This is a genomic window from Pedobacter sp., assembly GCF_046462515.1.
GTDB lineage: Bacteria > Bacteroidota > Bacteroidia > Sphingobacteriales > Sphingobacteriaceae > Pedobacter.
On sequence record NZ_JBKGVD010000001.1, the window covers coordinates 25,110 to 40,526 of the forward strand.

Here is a 15,417-nt window from a genome sequence, read left to right on the forward strand (position 1 = left end):
TACCTTATAAAAAATTACTTTATCAGCCTGCTTAACTTAGCATAACACAAAGCATTTTATATCTTTACAAAATAAATATTTACAAAGCACATGAAAGAATTTTTCAAATATGTTTTCGCAACCGTAGTAGGGATTATCATCTCTTCGGTAGTTTTATTTGTGTTGTTTTTTGTTGTAATTGTAGGCTTTCTGGCCTCTTTAGGAACAGAAAAAGTAAAAACCGTAAAAGCCAATTCTGTACTGGTGCTTAATTTAGATCAACCTATTACAGAGCGAACCAAAGACAACAGCCTTTCGGGGCTTCCTTTTGTGGGCGATGGAGAACGCACCGTTGGCTTTGCCGATGTGATCAGAGCTTTGAAAAAAGCCAAAACCGATGACAATATTGACGCTGTTTATATTAATGTAAGCTCTCCTGATGCCGGCATGGCTTCTATGCTCGAAGTGAGAAACGCTATCATCGATTTTAAAAAAAGTGAAAAACCGGTTATCGCCTATAGCGAGATTTATACACAGGGCGCTTATTATTTGGCTTCGGTAGCCGATAAGGTGTATTTAAACCCACAGGGTTCTTTAGAATTTAAAGGCTTTAGCTCGCAGATTACTTTCATTAAAGGCACGTTAGAAAAATTAGGTATAGAAGCACAAATTATAAGAGTAGGTAATTACAAAAGTGCTGTTGAACCTCTTATTAACGATAAAATGAGCGATTACAACCGTCAACAGGTTACCGCTTATGTAAATGGTTTGTACCAGACTTATCTATCTGGCATAGCCGAAAGCAGAAAAATGAGTGTGGATAGCTTATTTGATATTGCCAATAATTACAAGATCAGGTTAGCGGATGATGCTTTAAAATATAAAATGGTAGATGCTTTGAAGTATAAAGATGAAGTTATAGCTGAATTAAAAAGCATAACGGGTAAAGGCAAAAAAGAAGATATTTCTACCATTTCAATTAATGATTACATCAGAAATCTAACTACTTCAAACATTACTTCTGATCAACGTATCGCCATCATATATGCCCATGGCGATATTGTAAGCGGAGAAGGGAATGCGGATCAGATTGGTTCAGAACGTATATCAAGGGCCATTAGAAAGGCCCGTTTAGACGATAAAGTAAAAGCCATTGTTCTGCGTGTAAATTCGGGGGGTGGCAGTGCTTTAGCTTCTGAAGTGATCTGGCGCGAGGTAGAGCTCAGCAAAAAAGTAAAACCGGTTATCGCATCATTTGGGGATGTTGCCGCATCTGGCGGATATTACATTGGTTGTGCTGCAGATAGCATTTTTGTGCAACCTAATACCTTAACCGGCTCTATTGGAGTTTTTGGTGTAATTCCTAACTTTCAAAATTTGTTGAACAATAAACTGGGAATTACTTTTGACGGTGTTAAGACCGGGCAATATGCCGACATCATGAGCACCAACAGACCAATGACCGCAGGCGAAAGGTTTATCATACAAAACGATGTTAACCATGTTTACGATACTTTTATTACCCGTGTAGCCAATGGCAGGAAGAAAACCAAAGCACAGGTTGACAGTATTGGCGGTGGCCATGTTTGGGTTGGAACCGATGCGGTAAGGATAGGTTTGGCCGATCGTTTAGCTGGTTTTAAAGAGGCTATTACCGCAGCCGCCAAAAAAGCTAAAATAAGTGATTATAGATTAGTTGAATATCCAGAAAAAACAGATCCATTAAAAGAGCTGATACAAAACGCTAAAGATAATGTAAGTGCTTATTACGCGAAAAAGGAATTTGGAGAAAACTATATCATTTACCAGCAAATGAAAAAAGCCGTACATATGAACGGTATTCAGGCTAAAATAGATTACGATATCAACATCAGATAGTTAAAAAACGATGAGTGTTTAAAAACATGACTGGAATAAAGGTTCAGTCATGTTTTTTCATTATTATTCAATTGATAACACATGGAAAACAAAGCCATAGCACGTACTCTACGGTTATTATCGCAATTAATGGAATTGCATGATGAAAATCCGTTTAAAGTTAAATCTGTAGCCAACGCTGCATTTAAAGTAGATAAACTGCCCTTTGCCATTGCCGGCAAAAGCGCAGCAGAAATTGAAAAGATTGATGGCATAGGTAAAAGTACGGCTGCCAAGATCATAGAACTATTAGAGGCGCAAACCATGCAGGAACTTGAAAACCTCTTGGCCCAAACCCCTGCTGGCATTGTTGAAATGTTAGGTATTAAAGGCATAGGCCCTAAAAAAATAAGCGTTATATGGCATGAGCTGGGCATAGAAAATATGGGCGAGCTTTATTATGCATGCAATGAGAACCGCCTTATAGAAGCCAAGGGCTTTGGTCTTAAAACCCAGGAAGAAATCAGGAAGATCATTGAGTTTAGAATGGCTGCCAACGGCAAATTCCTCTATGCGCAGGTTGAAAGCTATGCAGATCAGCTTTTTGAAAATATAGCTTTATGGCTAAAGGATATAGATCATGGTTCATTATTGGGTCTGGCAGGCGATTTTAGGCGCAAATGCGAAATTATTGAAAAACTTGAATTGATCATTGGCAGCGAGCATATCGAAACCATCTTTGATAACATAGCCAGTTTTGAAGCACTATCTTTTAATCCGGATCAAGACAAGTTTATTACCCAAACTGAAAGTGGCCTGCATATAGAACTAACCGTAGTTGAAAAACAGGATTTCTATCTGGAGTATTTTAAACTTACGGGAAATGAAAAACACGTTGCAGAAGTTTTAAAATTAGCTGGCGAAGCTAACTATACAAGCGAAACTGAAATCTACCAAAAAGCAGGCTTAGCCTTTGTAGAGCCCGAATTACGCGAAGGGCTTGATGAGGTTGAACTGGCTAAAGTTAACCAACTGCCTCAACTGATCAACTATGAGGATCTAAAAGGCAGTTTACACAACCACTCTACCTGGAGCGACGGTGTACACACCTTAGAAGAAATGGCTGTTTTCTGCAAAGAACAGCTTAACCTGCAATATTTAGGCATTTGCGATCACTCAAAATCGGCATTTTATGCCAACGGTTTAAATGAGCAACGGGTAATGGAACAACACCTACAAATTGATCAGCTTAACCAGAAATTAGCGCCATTTAAGATATTTAAAGGTATAGAAAGCGATATTTTATACGATGGTTCTTTAGATTACAGCGATGATATTTTAAAAACTTTTGATTTTGTAGTGGCATCTGTGCACAGTCAGTTAAAAATGGATGAACAAAAAGCTACACAACGATTGATCACCGCTATAGAAAATCCTTATACTACTATTTTAGGCCACCCTACCGGACGTTTATTGCTTAGCAGAAAAGGCTACGATGTAGATTTTAAAAAAGTTATAGATGCCTGTGCAGCAAATAATGTAGTGATAGAGATCAATGCCAATCCTTTACGCTTGGATTTAGACTGGCGTTGGCACCGTTATGCACTAGAAAAAGGCGTGCTGCTTTCTGTTAATCCAGATGCGCACCGTAAAGAAGGTTTCAATGACATGCATTTTGGTATTTATGTAGCCCGAAAAGGAGGCTTAACGGCTACAAAATGTTTAAATGCCTTTACACTTAAAGAAATCAGTGATTTCTTTCATAAAAAGCACCCTTAATCTATAAAATGTTTATCCTGCTTACCAAAATTTAAAATACCTTTGTTACATGATTAGTGAATTAGCCAATAAGGTTTTTAACCAGGCCATTACAGATTACCACCAATTTGACGAGATTGATCATCCTGTTGAAAACCCTTATACAAAAGACAGTTTAGAACACCTTTTTTATGCCAAAAACTGGATAGATACCGCACAGTGGCATATGGAAGATGTTGTGAGAAACCCTGATATAGAGCCCAGCGAAGGCCTGTACTGGAAAAGAAGGATTGATGCGCAAAATCAGTTGAGAACAGATATGGTAGAATATATAGACAGCTATTTTTTACATAAATACCAGCATATACAACCCTCACCCGATGCAACAGTAAATACAGAAAGTCCGGCCTGGGCATTAGACCGCTTATCTATATTGGCTTTAAAAATCTATCATATGCAGGAAGAAGTAAACAGACCTACCGCAGATGAAGCGCACAAAATTCAATGTCAATTAAAATTAGATGTGTTATTGGCACAGCGCACAGACCTATCTAATAGTATAAATGAGCTTTTAGCAGATATTGAAGCAGGAAAAAAATACATGAAGGTTTACAAGCAAATGAAAATGTACAATGACCCTACTTTAAACCCGGTGCTGTATAATAAAAATTCTTAAGTTTAACCGTATTGAACTAAACATGCCGACAAAAAAAATCATCGTTCTGCGTTTTTCGGCTATGGGCGATGTGGCCATGGTAGCTTCGGTATTGAAAGAACTGATTGAACAGAACGCGGATATCGAAATTGTGATGGTTAGCAGAAAAGCCTTTGCGCCTTTTTTCAGTACGATTGATCGCTTAAGTTTCCATACCATAGACCCTAAAGGTGAGCACAAAGGTTTTTGGGGTCTTTACAAGCTGTTTAAAGCGCTTAGACATTACCAACCTTATGCGGTAGCAGATTTACATGATAACATCAGAAGTCGTGTTATATCCGCTTTTTTCAGGTTATCGGGAACCATAATTAAACGGATAGATAAAGGCCGGGCAGAAAAGAAAGCTTTAACCCGGCAAAACCATAAACAATTGGTACAGTTAAAACCAACTGTAGAACGTTATGCCGATGTTTTTAGAGCATTGAATTTTAAGATCAGGCTAAGCCATCAATTACAAAACCGGCAAACACCTGTTCCTCCAAATGCCAAACATTGGTTTGATGTACCCGGCGTTAAGCGAATAGGTATTGCACCCTTTGCGCAACATATTTATAAGGTCTATCCTTTAACCCGGATGGAAGAAGTAATTGCAGCTTTAAGCAAACTTGGATATGAGATCTTTATTTTTGGAGGGGGAAAAAAAGAAGCAGAAACCGCTTTGCAATGGGAACATAAATTTGGGCGGGTGCACAATACCATCGGCTTATTTTCATTAACAGAAGAATTAAATCTGATTGCGCATTTAGATGTAATGCTGAGCATGGATTCTTCGGGTATGCACATGGCCTCGTTAATGGGTGTTCCTGTTGTGTCAATATGGGGCCCTACCCATCCTTATGCAGGCTTTTTAGGTTATGGGCAATCTATGGATGATTGTATTCAGATTGACCACCCAAACCGGCCAAATTCTATTTACGGAAACAAACCCTGTTTATGCGGTGTTGAAACATGTATGGATCTCATTGAACCAGAAGTTGTTATTCAGAAAATTAAAAGCAAATTAGAAAATGGCTAAACAACTTTTTATCATAAGACATGGCAAATCTGACTGGGGAAATCAGTACCTTAAGGATTTTGAGCGTCCGCTAAATGCAAGAGGGCATAAAAATGCACCTGAAATGGTACAAAGGCTGGTTTCTAAATCCATCATACCTCAATTGGTGGTTAGCAGCCCTGCTTTAAGAGCATTAACTACTGCTAAATATTTTGCCGCAGGTTGGAATATAGCTCCAGATCAATTGCGGACAAACTCTTCTGTTTACGAAGCTCATACAAAAACCTTATTAAAAATCATCAACGGATTTGACAATCAATATGACCGCATAGCCATATTTGGTCATAATCCGGGTTTTACAGATTTGCTTAATTATCTTACCGATATGCATATTGGCAATATTCCTACCTGTGGCGTGGCGGTTATTGAATTTCCTTTTGATGAGTGGGCATTGGTAAGCGGAGGAACAGGAAAACTCCTGCTATTTGATTATCCTAAAAATAATCAGGATTAGTATTTTCCCGAGTTTTGGAAAAACCTAAGTTCATAACCTTACAGTTAAAACTTAGATTCTTCGCTCCCTTTATATTTTTATAAAGTACACTCAGAAAACATTAACACTAAAACTTCAAGTGTTTAACGGTTAACCCGTTATTAATTAACTGCATTAAAGAGTCTATACCTATTCTCAGATGCGTTTCTACATAATTTGCCGTTACAGAAGTATCGCTTTCAGCAGTTTTTACACCTTCCGGTATCATGGGCTGGTCTGAAACCAAAAGCAAGGCACCTGTAGGAATTTTATTTGCAAATCCTGTAGTAAAAATAGTTGCTGTTTCCATATCTACAGCCATAGCGCGTAAGCTCTTTAAGTATTTTTTAAAGTCTTTATCGTGCTCCCACACTCTACGGTTGGTGGTGTAACATGTGCCTGTCCAGTAATCGCGAGAGTGGTCTCTGATGGTTGTTGAAATTGCTTTTTGCAAAGCGAAAGCTGGTAGAGCCGGAACCTCTGCTGGTAAATAATCGTTAGAAGTACCCTCGCCTCTTATGGCGGCAATCGGTAAGATCAGGTCTCCTATCTGGTTCTTTTTCTTTAATCCCCCGCATTTACCTAAAAACAATACTGCTTTTGGATGTATAGCGGTTAAAAGATCCATCATTGTTGCTGCCAACGGGCTTCCCATACCAAAATTGATAATGGTTATGCCATTAGCGGTAACGCTTTGCATAGGTTTGTCTAATCCGTAGATAGGTGCATTATCATGCCACTCAGAGAACAATGAAACGTATTTACTGAAATTGGTCAGCAAGATATAGCTACCAAATTCTTCGAGCGTTCTTCCTGTGTAACGGGGCAACCAGTTACGTACAATTTCCTCTTTAGATTTTAAACCTTTCTTTACCGGAGTTTCTACTTCATGTGTTGCTTTGTTGTCTTTGTTTTGTTTCTTTACGTCTTTTTCTTCGTTCATGTTTTTAATACTCCTTTCTTTTAAAGTTAATAAAATTGTTCAATACAAAAAATCCCGATCAAGGTCGGGATTTTCATTTATTTTATGCGGCTTTAAGCTTCTTGAAATCTGCTTTTTCAAATTTCTCTTTTGCATAAGCCAAGTTAATCTCCAGATCTTTAACATCGCCCTCTGATGGCACTTCAAACATGGCATCTAACATGATTGCCTCGCATATAGACCGCAAACCGCGGGCGCCAAGTTTATATTCCATCGCCTTATCTACAATAAAATCTAATACTTCTTCATCAAAGCTTAATTTCACGCCTTCGTAATCAAACAGTTTCACATACTGGCGTATCAATGAGTTTTTAGGTTCTGTAAGGATATTACGCAACGCCGTTTTATCCAAGGGGTTTAAGTGGGTTAACACCGGTACACGTCCGATCAGCTCAGGAATTAACCCAAAAGATTTCAGGTCCTGAGGGGTAATGTATTTGTACAGGTTTTTAAGATCCAGATCTTCATCGTCTTTTTTAACCTTATAACCTACGGCTGTTGTACGTAAACGGTTGGCAATTTTACGTTCTATACCATCAAAGGCGCCACCGCAGATAAATAAAATATTGTTGGTATTTACCGCGATCATTTTTTGATCGGGGTGCTTACGCCCCCCTTGTGGAGGTACATTTACAATGGTCCCTTCCAATATTTTAAGCAATGCCTGCTGCACACCTTCTCCACTTACATCTCTTGTAATAGAAGGATTATCTGATTTACGTGCAACTTTATCTACTTCATCTATGTAAACTATACCCCGCTCTGCCGATACTACATCATAATCTGCAGCTTGTAATAAACGGGTAAGAATACTTTCAACGTCCTCGCCAACATACCCGGCTTCTGTTAAAACCGTTGCATCTACAATACAGAATGGCACATGCAGAATTTTAGCTATGGTTTTAGCCAAAAGGGTTTTTCCCGTTCCGGTTTCACCCACCAGCATGATGTTGGATTTTTCTATCTCAATACCATCTTTATCTGCTTTTTGTCCCAACCTTTTAAAGTGATTGTAAACCGCAACCGAAAGCACTTTTTTTGCATCATCCTGCCCAATTACATATTGATCTAAATGAGCTTTGATTTCTGCGGGCTTTAACAACACCATTGGTGAGTCGTAACCTTTACCTTTTTTATTGCCTAACTCCTGCGCCAATAAAATACTGGCCTGACCTACGCATTTATCACATATAAAGGCATCTAAACCTTCTATCAGCATTAATGTCTCGTTCTTTGGGGTATTGCAAAAAGAGCAATGTGAATCTCTTCCCTGTCTGGCCATATAATTATTTTAATATATTAACGCTTTTATTCAGCATTCTTATTTGTTAGATCCTAAAACTTCATCTATCATGCCAAAAGTTTTGGCTTCTTCAGAAGTCATCCAGTAATCGCGGTCTGATGATTTCTCTACCCAGTCATAGCTTTGTCCGGAATGCTGAGCAATGATATCATACAATTCTTTTTTCAATTTCAGCATTTCACGTAGGTTAATTTCCATATCTGATGCTACGCCCTGCGCACCTCCAGATGGTTGGTGAATCATTACTCTTGAGTGCTGTAATGCCGCACGTTTACCTTTTGCACCTGCTACTAACAGCACCGCCCCCATTGAAGCGGCCATACCTGTACAGATGGTTGCCACATCAGGTGAAATATATTGCATCGTATCATAAATACCTAAGCCCGCATATACTGAACCACCGGGTGAATTGATATAAATCTGTATATCACGGTGCGCATCTACCGATTGCAGGAATAGCAATTGTGCCTGTATGATATTTGCATTCTGATCGTATACGGCATCTCCCAAGAAAATGATGCGATCCATCATTAAACGTGAGAAAACGTCCATCTGTGCAACATTTAACTGGCGTTCTTCTATGATATATGGGGTCATTGACTTAGGTGAATTATTGGTGGCACCAATAAACCTGTCAACGTTTAGTCCGTTAATGCGGTGATGCTTAACTGCATATTTTCTAAATTCGTCTTTGTTAATTTCCATGATTGTTCTCTTGGTTTAGCGTTTAGCGATAAGCGTTAGGTATATCTCAAAGCTAAATTATTTCAGTAAATATTTTCTAAGGTTCGTTAATTTTCGTGCCAATTTATCTAATTCTTCTATATAATGAATCAATACATTGTCAGAAATTATCTTTCTACGTTCTAACGCTACCAAAATATCTGTATTCTCAAACACTGATCGGTACGCTATGTTTAAGTAATGCGCAAATTCTCTGTTAGAATTTGAACCCGAACCTTCGGTTATATTATTGGATATGCTAAGAGCAGCCCCATTGAGCTGCTCTGCAAATCTATATTTTTTATTTTCTGACAAACGGTCAGCTATACCTAACAATTTGTCGGTTATTGCAATGGCTAATTGCCAAACTCAAGCAATTGGAAATTTAAATTGGCTCTTTATCAAAGATAGATAATCTGCCAATTTACAAATAGCACTTAATCTGTTAGGCAACGTTAATCGCCTAACGTCAACCATTTTACGCTAATTCTGTAAATTTGTTATAAGCAATTTCCTTTTCGTTTAAAGTAACCACAGATTTAATGTGATCAAAAACTTTAGAAGCTTTAACTTCTTCAAAAATTCTGTTCACATTCTCTTTTTCCTGTAAGAAATTGGTTGTGTATTGTGCCAACTGATCTTCAGGTAAAGCTTGTGGACTGTACATTCTAAACTGTGCATCCAAACGTTGTTTGGCAGTTTCAAAAACGTCTTTATATTCTATTTTAATATCGTTGTCTTTAACGATCTTGTTTTCGATCAAAGTCCATTTTAAGTTCTTAGCAAAGTCATTATAGCCTTCTGCTAATTCTGCATCAGATAATTTTTCGTTGGTAGCTTTTAACCATTTACGTAAAAACTCATCTGGTAACTGCATTTTTGTTTGCTCAGAATATTGTGTATAAATGTCGTTCTGCAATTTACGCTCAGCATCTTGTTTAAACATGGCCTCGATCTCTTCTTTGATCTTGGTCTTAAAGCCTTCTTCATCTGTTACTGCTCCGGCTCCAAACAATTTATCAAAAAACTCCTGGTTAAGGTCTGCTTCTTCTAAACGGTTAACATTTTTAACGGTAACTTTAAATTTAGATTTTACTGCTGCTGCCTGCTCATCGGTAATGTTTAATAATTTAGCAATTGCTGCTGTATCATTACCATAAGCTTTTTGTATATCCAACTCAATTACATCATCTTTTTTAGCACCGATTAAAGATTTTAAAATCTTTTTATCACTTACAAGGTCTGTACGAACAGAACCTGTACTTGTAATGCCTCCTTCTAATACAGAACCATCTTCTGCCAGTTCAGCTAAATCAGCATACAGCACATCTCCTTCTGCCGCTGCTTCAGGGTTGGTCATTTTACCATAGCTTTTGCGAATGTTTTTGATACGTTCTGCCAAAGTTTCTTCGTCTGCTGTAACGTTATATTGTGTAAATTTATCTTTTGAGGTAATATTGATATCTACCGCAGGCGCAAGCCCTATTTCGTAGGCAAATTCAAAAGTATCGTTACCATCCCAGTTAAAATCTTTTTCGTCTTCTACTTTTGGAAGCGGCTGGCCTAAAATCTCAACATTGTTATCTGTTAAATATTTACCGATGTTTTCATTTAACATGTTGTTGATCTCTTCAACAAGAATGCTTTTTCCGTACATTCTTTTAATGTGGCCTACCGGTACCATTCCTTTACGGAAACCTGGTAGGTTAGCTTTTTTTGCCTGCTCTTTTAAAGCTTTATCTACTCTTGGTGTGTAATCTTCAGGTGCGATAGCAATTTTTACTACTGCGTTTAAATCGTCAATTTTCTCCTGTGTGATGTTCATTTTATTCAATTAGAGTTGAGTATTGAGATATGAGATTTGAGGTGATAAAGTTAAGCCCAAACGCACATCGATATAAATTATTTAAAATGTCTTTTTAAAATAAAACCGTCCCGACATAAAATCGGGACGGTTTACCTTTTGTGCGGAAGAAGGGACTCGAACCCCCACGCCGTGAAGCGCCAGATCCTAAGTCTGGTGCGGCTACCAATTACGCCACTTCCGCAGTTAGGATTTATTTCGGATTGCAAAGATAGTGTTTTGCTTTAATTTCCAAAAATAAATTGAAATTATTTTCAAATATTTTAACCCTGGATTCTTTCTTTTTTGAGCTAAAATCTTCAAAGCGCTAATCCTTAACATCTTGCAAAAAATCAAAAAAGTACTGCACCGCTTTTACCAACCTGCTGCCATACCATGAAAACATCTCTCCATCTACCAACAACACTTTGGTTTGGGGTAATTGCGCTACAAGTTCATCAATATGTTGCTGTTTAAAAGGGTAAGGTTCTGAGGATAATAGAATCATTTTAGGAGCCATAATTTTAATATCTTCCATGCTTAACCCGGGATAACGCTGTTCTTCAACAATGTTTATAAGACCAATTTTAGTAAGTACATCATCAATGAAGGTATTTTTACCGGCAGCCATGTATGGTTTTTTCCATATCAGGTAAAGTGCGCTTAGAGAAATTGCATATTGAGCCGCTAAGCTTTGCAGATCGGCAAATCCGCTTTTAATAAGGTAGTTTAGATAAGAAGCCTCAGGCTGTCGGTTTACCAACTCTCCTATCTCGCTAATTGTAGTTAAGGCATCTTCAAGTGTACAGATATCACTCATCCATACCGGAAATTCCTGCATCAACCGCTCTATATCTTCTTTGGTATTTTCTTCTTTGTTGCCTATAATCAGGTCTGGTTTTAAAGCTCTAATTTCATTTATTTTAAGCTTTTTGGTCCCTCCTATTTTTGGTGTAGAAGCAAATTTTTCAATGGGATGGATACAAAACTTGGTAATCCCTACAACTTCATCATTCAATCCCAGATCAAATAAGAGTTCTGTTTGCGAAGGTACCAGCGAAACAATACGTTTAGGTGGATAATTAATGGTTATGGTATTGCCCAGCTGATCTGTAAAACTCTTTTGCATAATACAAAAATAGGTATTATGTAGCTTTTAGGTGCCCATTAATTACAACTCTTGTATTACTCGTTCTTAAACCAGTCTACAGCCTTCTGGATAACCATTTTCCAACCATCAACCTTTGGATTGTTCTGAAGGTTAAAAGAGTGGTCTGCATTTTCTATCTTTTCTAATTTTATTTCCCTTCCCTTAGATAAGAGAGTAGTATATGCGATAATTGCAGATTCAGGATATACATTTTTATCTGCCGTTCCCTGTATCAGTAAAATTTTGCCCTTAAAATCAGAAAGTTCATCAATTACCGAAGTCTTTAGCATACTTGACCATCTCAAATAGGTAAAGCCCCAAAATTTCTTTTCTGTGTTCAATGGATCGGCCAAGATAGCTTTCCATTTATTTTCTACATAACTTATCCGCTCTGCCGATGTTGGCATATTGTGCTCTTTGGTATTAAAAAATATACCCTCATCAGCAAATTTATAGAGGCTGTATAATTGCGAAGGCCCTTCTCCTGCCAAAATAGCTACATTTGAAATCTTATTATTCAGCATTTTTGCAACTCGTGCCGCAACCACCCCTCCTTCTGAATGCCCGGCAATAAGCACTTTATTTTTCAATATTTTTTGATGTTCAAGGGTATAATGAATAGCTGTTGCAATGTTGCTACTCCAGTTATCAAGTGAAAACTGCTGATCAAAAGCTGTTGATTCTCCTGTTTGCAAAAATTTTACGCCCGGTTTTTCTACAATCAGCACCCTGTATTTTTCCTGTGCCACATCAAACCAGGTCATGTGTCCGTAATCGGATCTAAACTGTCCATTTCTATTTTTAAAAAACAATGAATTCATTCCCGAGCCCTGAACAAAAACAATTAAGGGCAGTTCTTCTTTTGAAGAGGTTACCGAAAGATAAAACGTAATGGTATCATGCTCCTTTTTAAGCTCATATTTATCATAAGGCAGGTCTGGTAAAAATTTTACTTCTGCTTTTTGTCCAAAAGTAAAAAGCGATACAAATAGTAAAAATAGGGTTAAATTGATTTTCATTTAATCTTAAAACTTAATAGGCGAAACGTATTATTCATATTTGAGCATCTTAACCGGATCAGCTTTTACAGCTCTGATGCTTTGCATACTTACAATAGCGATAGCCAGTAAAACTGAAACCACATTTACACTCAAGAAAAGCATAAAAGGCATTTCGATACGGTAAACAAAGATCCTGAACCAATTATCCATATAGATATAAGCCAGTACATCGGCAATGATATTGGCTGCAAGAACAAGTTTTACCAGGTCTTTATTTAGCAATTTAAGTAAAGAACCTGTAGATGCACCTAATACTCTTCTTACGGCAATTTCTTTAAGCCTTATCTTTGCACTGTAAGCCGCAATGCTCAATAAACCGAACAGCGATACCAAAAGCGTTAAAGAACCGAATAAAAAGATCAGTCTGCCTGATATTTCATAGCTTAAATTCATTTTTGCCGCTACTTCATCTATAAAATTGATGTTTGGTTCATCTCCCGGTTCTATTTGTCGCCATGTTTTCTTGATATCTCCAATGGTTTCAGTTATGTTATGACCGTTTATTCTGATGAGGATATTCTGACGCCAGTGAAATTTAAAATCGCTGGCCATGTAAATAGTAGGATTAATTTTACTTTCGAAACCATATACCTGTATATCTTTTACTACGCCTATTACATTAAACTGCTTAAGTTCATCATTTACATAAATTCCAAGCTGCTGGTCCAGGCGAGAAGACAGGCCCAATTTATTAAAAAGCGTTTGGTTAATGATTACACTATTGAGGGTATCTGTACTCATTTTCTGAACGGAAAAATCTCTCCCTGCTACGATTTTTCCTTTTACAACTGATAAATAGTTAGGATCTGTGTATTTGGCATCCACTTTCTGTTTAATGCCCTTAAATTCAATATCATCTTCAAAACCCGAATCGTTGATCGGCATATCAACAGACCTTGAAACGTCTTCAACCCCCTTAATGGTTAACAATCTTTGCTTTATGCTTTCAAACTCATTGGGATTAAGGTTTCTATGTTTAAAGTCTGCAATCCCCAGATTTACCAAGAGTTTGGGCTCTATACCCAAATCCTTATTTTTCATGTACTGCAATTGGGCATAAACCACTAAAAAACTAATGGCCAGAGATGCGGCAATAGCAAACTGTGAAACGATCAATACTTTTCTGAAAGCACCAATTTTTCTGGATGTGCTAAGATTGCCTTTAAGCACTTTAACCGGTGCATAGCCTGATAAAATAAGTGCGGGATATAAACCAGCTATAATAATTACCCCTGCCAACAGCAATAAAGACTGCTGTAATACTCTTAAAGTATTGTAACCGTCAAAAAATTTAAGGTTATCATTAATCATAAGGTTTACAGATGGCATAAAGAGCTCTACCAGCATCAGTGCAATTAAAAATGCGCCTATACACTGAACGGCTGTTTCTAAAAGGAACTGTTTGGTAAGGTCTGCCCTGAAACATCCCAAGACCTTTTTAACACCCACTTCTTTGGCCCTGCTCTGGGCTAAAACCAGAGCCATATTGGTATAGTTTACACAAGAAATAAAAATCAAAAAGCCTGCTAAGGTTGCCAGTATATAAATGCTTTTTTGCTTTGGATTGTCTGAAGAATAATAAGAAGTTAAATTGATATCGGGTACGGGCTCTATAATTACTTTATAACTGGTAATGCCCTCTTCCTTTTTTAAGATTTCTTTCGCTTTTTCTACACTTGGATTAAACGAGGCGCTGCTATTTTTACTTGCCAATCTGGCACTTTCTATAAGATATTGGTTGTTTATCTTTTCGAATAACTGTTTAGGATCTGAATCTTTATTTAAAGTAAAGAGTACAGAGAATGAGGTGCTCAACAGCTGATCGCCGTATATTTTTTCATCTAGCTTTGTAATGACATCAAATTTAAAAACCGATGGCTGTTTCTGGTCATCCCATACTGCTTTAACCACCAAATTTTCATCTTTAAAGTTAAATCCTCCTTTTCTTACCAATGTTTTTCCTATGGGATCTTCATTGCCAAAATACTTTTTGGCGCAACTTAAACTAATGGCAATGGCATTAGGAAAAGCATTAAATGCGGTTATACTTCCTTTTACAGGTGTAAGGGGATAAACTTTCAGAAAATTACTATCTACTGTTACGGTCACTGATCTTTCGGCAGGTTTTGAAACATCTTCTGTTCCGTATAAATATCGTCTGCTTTCTAAATGGCCTACAGATACGTTTTCTACCTCATGAAACTGTTCATTAAGCATTTTAGCAAACAGTCTCTTAATTTTTGGCCCTTTGCTTTCAGCTCCATTCTGAATTTCTTCTCTGCCTACCCTGTAAGTACGGTATAGTTTTTTATTCCATTTATCATAACCCGTTTCTCTGTTTACGTAGGTTAAAATCATCATGAAGCCTGCCAGTCCTAATGATAAGCCAAATATATTTATAGCTGTATAAGCCTTATTTTTCCAGAGATTACGTAACGCTATTTTTAAATTTAATTTAAACATACTATAGATGGGTTTAATTAAGTATTGATTTATTTCAACAGGCTCAATGTAACATGA

12 protein-coding genes, 1 tRNA gene and 1 pseudogene are annotated in these 15,417 nt (G+C 37.4%); 5 read left to right on the plus strand and 9 right to left on the minus strand.

Features of this window, described 5'->3' with window-relative positions:
• The first annotated feature begins 90 nt into the window (after positions 1 to 90).
• From sppA to ACLHG9_RS00155, 5 genes are all read left to right on the plus strand, one after another.
• Positions 91 to 1,857, plus strand: coding sequence for a signal peptide peptidase SppA (gene sppA, locus ACLHG9_RS00135; RefSeq protein WP_410219586.1), 1,767 nt, complete (start codon positions 91 to 93; stop codon positions 1,855 to 1,857).
• Between the two features lie 81 nt (positions 1,858 to 1,938).
• Positions 1,939 to 3,615, plus strand: coding sequence for a helix-hairpin-helix domain-containing protein (locus ACLHG9_RS00140; RefSeq protein ID WP_410219587.1), 1,677 nt, complete (start codon positions 1,939 to 1,941; stop codon positions 3,613 to 3,615).
• 49 nt (positions 3,616 to 3,664) lie between these two features.
• Positions 3,665 to 4,270: a DUF4254 domain-containing protein gene (locus tag ACLHG9_RS00145; RefSeq protein WP_410219588.1), complete on the plus strand. Its 606-nt coding sequence runs from the start codon at positions 3,665 to 3,667 to the stop codon at positions 4,268 to 4,270.
• 22 nt (positions 4,271 to 4,292) lie between these two features.
• Positions 4,293 to 5,324: a glycosyltransferase family 9 protein gene (locus tag ACLHG9_RS00150; protein WP_410219589.1), complete on the plus strand. Its 1,032-nt coding sequence runs from the start codon at positions 4,293 to 4,295 to the stop codon at positions 5,322 to 5,324.
• Positions 5,317 to 5,817, plus strand: a complete 501-nt coding sequence (locus ACLHG9_RS00155) for a SixA phosphatase family protein (protein ID WP_410219590.1) — start codon at positions 5,317 to 5,319, stop codon at positions 5,815 to 5,817. Before ACLHG9_RS00150 ends, ACLHG9_RS00155 begins: the two co-directional genes overlap by 8 nt.
• Positions 5,818 to 5,923: 106 nt before the next feature.
• On the opposite strand, the gene ACLHG9_RS00160 is transcribed toward ACLHG9_RS00155, so the two are convergent.
• The 9 genes and pseudogenes from ACLHG9_RS00160 to ACLHG9_RS00200 all read right to left on the minus strand — a co-directional run bounded on the left by ACLHG9_RS00160 (position 5,924) and on the right by ACLHG9_RS00200 (position 15,360).
• A complete protein-coding gene (locus ACLHG9_RS00160) occupies positions 5,924 to 6,778 on the minus strand; it encodes an AMP nucleosidase (protein WP_410219591.1) in 855 nt (284 codons plus the stop codon).
• Positions 6,779 to 6,860: 82 nt separating this feature from the next.
• Complete coding sequence (clpX, locus tag ACLHG9_RS00165; RefSeq protein ID WP_410219592.1) at positions 6,861 to 8,099, minus strand: ATP-dependent Clp protease ATP-binding subunit ClpX; 1,239 nt, start codon at positions 8,097 to 8,099, stop codon at positions 6,861 to 6,863.
• Positions 8,100 to 8,138: 39 nt separating this feature from the next.
• Positions 8,139 to 8,825, minus strand: a complete 687-nt coding sequence (gene clpP / locus ACLHG9_RS00170; RefSeq protein ID WP_410219593.1) for an ATP-dependent Clp endopeptidase proteolytic subunit ClpP — start codon at positions 8,823 to 8,825, stop codon at positions 8,139 to 8,141.
• Between the two features lie 57 nt (positions 8,826 to 8,882).
• Positions 8,883 to 9,200, minus strand: a pseudogene (locus tag ACLHG9_RS00175) (four helix bundle protein); the annotation flags it as partial.
• Positions 9,201 to 9,321: 121 nt separating this feature from the next.
• The gene (tig, locus tag ACLHG9_RS00180) at positions 9,322 to 10,668 is read right to left on the minus strand and encodes a trigger factor (RefSeq protein ID WP_410219594.1); all 1,347 of its coding nucleotides are present in this window, start codon (positions 10,666 to 10,668) and stop codon (positions 9,322 to 9,324) included.
• A 141-nt stretch (positions 10,669 to 10,809) separates the two neighbouring features.
• Positions 10,810 to 10,891, minus strand: a tRNA-Leu gene (locus tag ACLHG9_RS00185).
• A gap of 123 nt (positions 10,892 to 11,014) precedes the next feature.
• Entirely contained in the window at positions 11,015 to 11,815 is an 801-nt protein-coding gene (locus ACLHG9_RS00190; RefSeq protein WP_410219595.1) for an ABC transporter substrate-binding protein, read from the minus strand.
• 56 nt (positions 11,816 to 11,871) lie between these two features.
• Positions 11,872 to 12,855, minus strand: a complete 984-nt coding sequence (locus ACLHG9_RS00195) for an alpha/beta hydrolase family protein (RefSeq protein WP_410219596.1) — start codon at positions 12,853 to 12,855, stop codon at positions 11,872 to 11,874.
• Positions 12,856 to 12,885: 30 nt separating this feature from the next.
• On the minus strand, positions 12,886 to 15,360 hold the full coding sequence (locus tag ACLHG9_RS00200; RefSeq protein ID WP_410219597.1) for an ABC transporter permease: 2,475 nt from the start codon (positions 15,358 to 15,360) through the stop codon (positions 12,886 to 12,888).
• Between the last annotated feature and the right edge of the window lie 57 nt (positions 15,361 to 15,417).

What these genes read in the sequence shown, in the direction of transcription:
- sppA (WP_410219586.1), top strand. Translation starts at nt 91, where the DNA reads ATGAAAGAATTTTTCAAATATGTTTTCGCAACCGTAGTAGGGATTATC.
- ACLHG9_RS00140 (WP_410219587.1), top strand. Translation starts at nt 1,939, where the DNA reads ATGGAAAACAAAGCCATAGCACGTACTCTACGGTTATTATCGCAATTA.
- ACLHG9_RS00145 (WP_410219588.1), top strand. Translation starts at nt 3,665, where the DNA reads ATGATTAGTGAATTAGCCAATAAGGTTTTTAACCAGGCCATTACAGAT.
- ACLHG9_RS00150 (WP_410219589.1), top strand. Translation starts at nt 4,293, where the DNA reads ATGCCGACAAAAAAAATCATCGTTCTGCGTTTTTCGGCTATGGGCGAT.
- ACLHG9_RS00155 (WP_410219590.1), top strand. Translation starts at nt 5,317, where the DNA reads ATGGCTAAACAACTTTTTATCATAAGACATGGCAAATCTGACTGGGGA.
- ACLHG9_RS00160 (WP_410219591.1), bottom strand. Translation starts at nt 6,778, where the DNA reads ATGAACGAAGAAAAAGACGTAAAGAAACAAAACAAAGACAACAAAGCA.
- clpX (WP_410219592.1), bottom strand. Translation starts at nt 8,099, where the DNA reads ATGGCCAGACAGGGAAGAGATTCACATTGCTCTTTTTGCAATACCCCA.
- clpP (WP_410219593.1), bottom strand. Translation starts at nt 8,825, where the DNA reads ATGGAAATTAACAAAGACGAATTTAGAAAATATGCAGTTAAGCATCAC.
- tig (WP_410219594.1), bottom strand. Translation starts at nt 10,668, where the DNA reads ATGAACATCACACAGGAGAAAATTGACGATTTAAACGCAGTAGTAAAA.
- ACLHG9_RS00190 (WP_410219595.1), bottom strand. Translation starts at nt 11,815, where the DNA reads ATGCAAAAGAGTTTTACAGATCAGCTGGGCAATACCATAACCATTAAT.
- ACLHG9_RS00195 (WP_410219596.1), bottom strand. Translation starts at nt 12,855, where the DNA reads ATGAAAATCAATTTAACCCTATTTTTACTATTTGTATCGCTTTTTACT.
- ACLHG9_RS00200 (WP_410219597.1), bottom strand. Translation starts at nt 15,360, where the DNA reads ATGTTTAAATTAAATTTAAAAATAGCGTTACGTAATCTCTGGAAAAAT.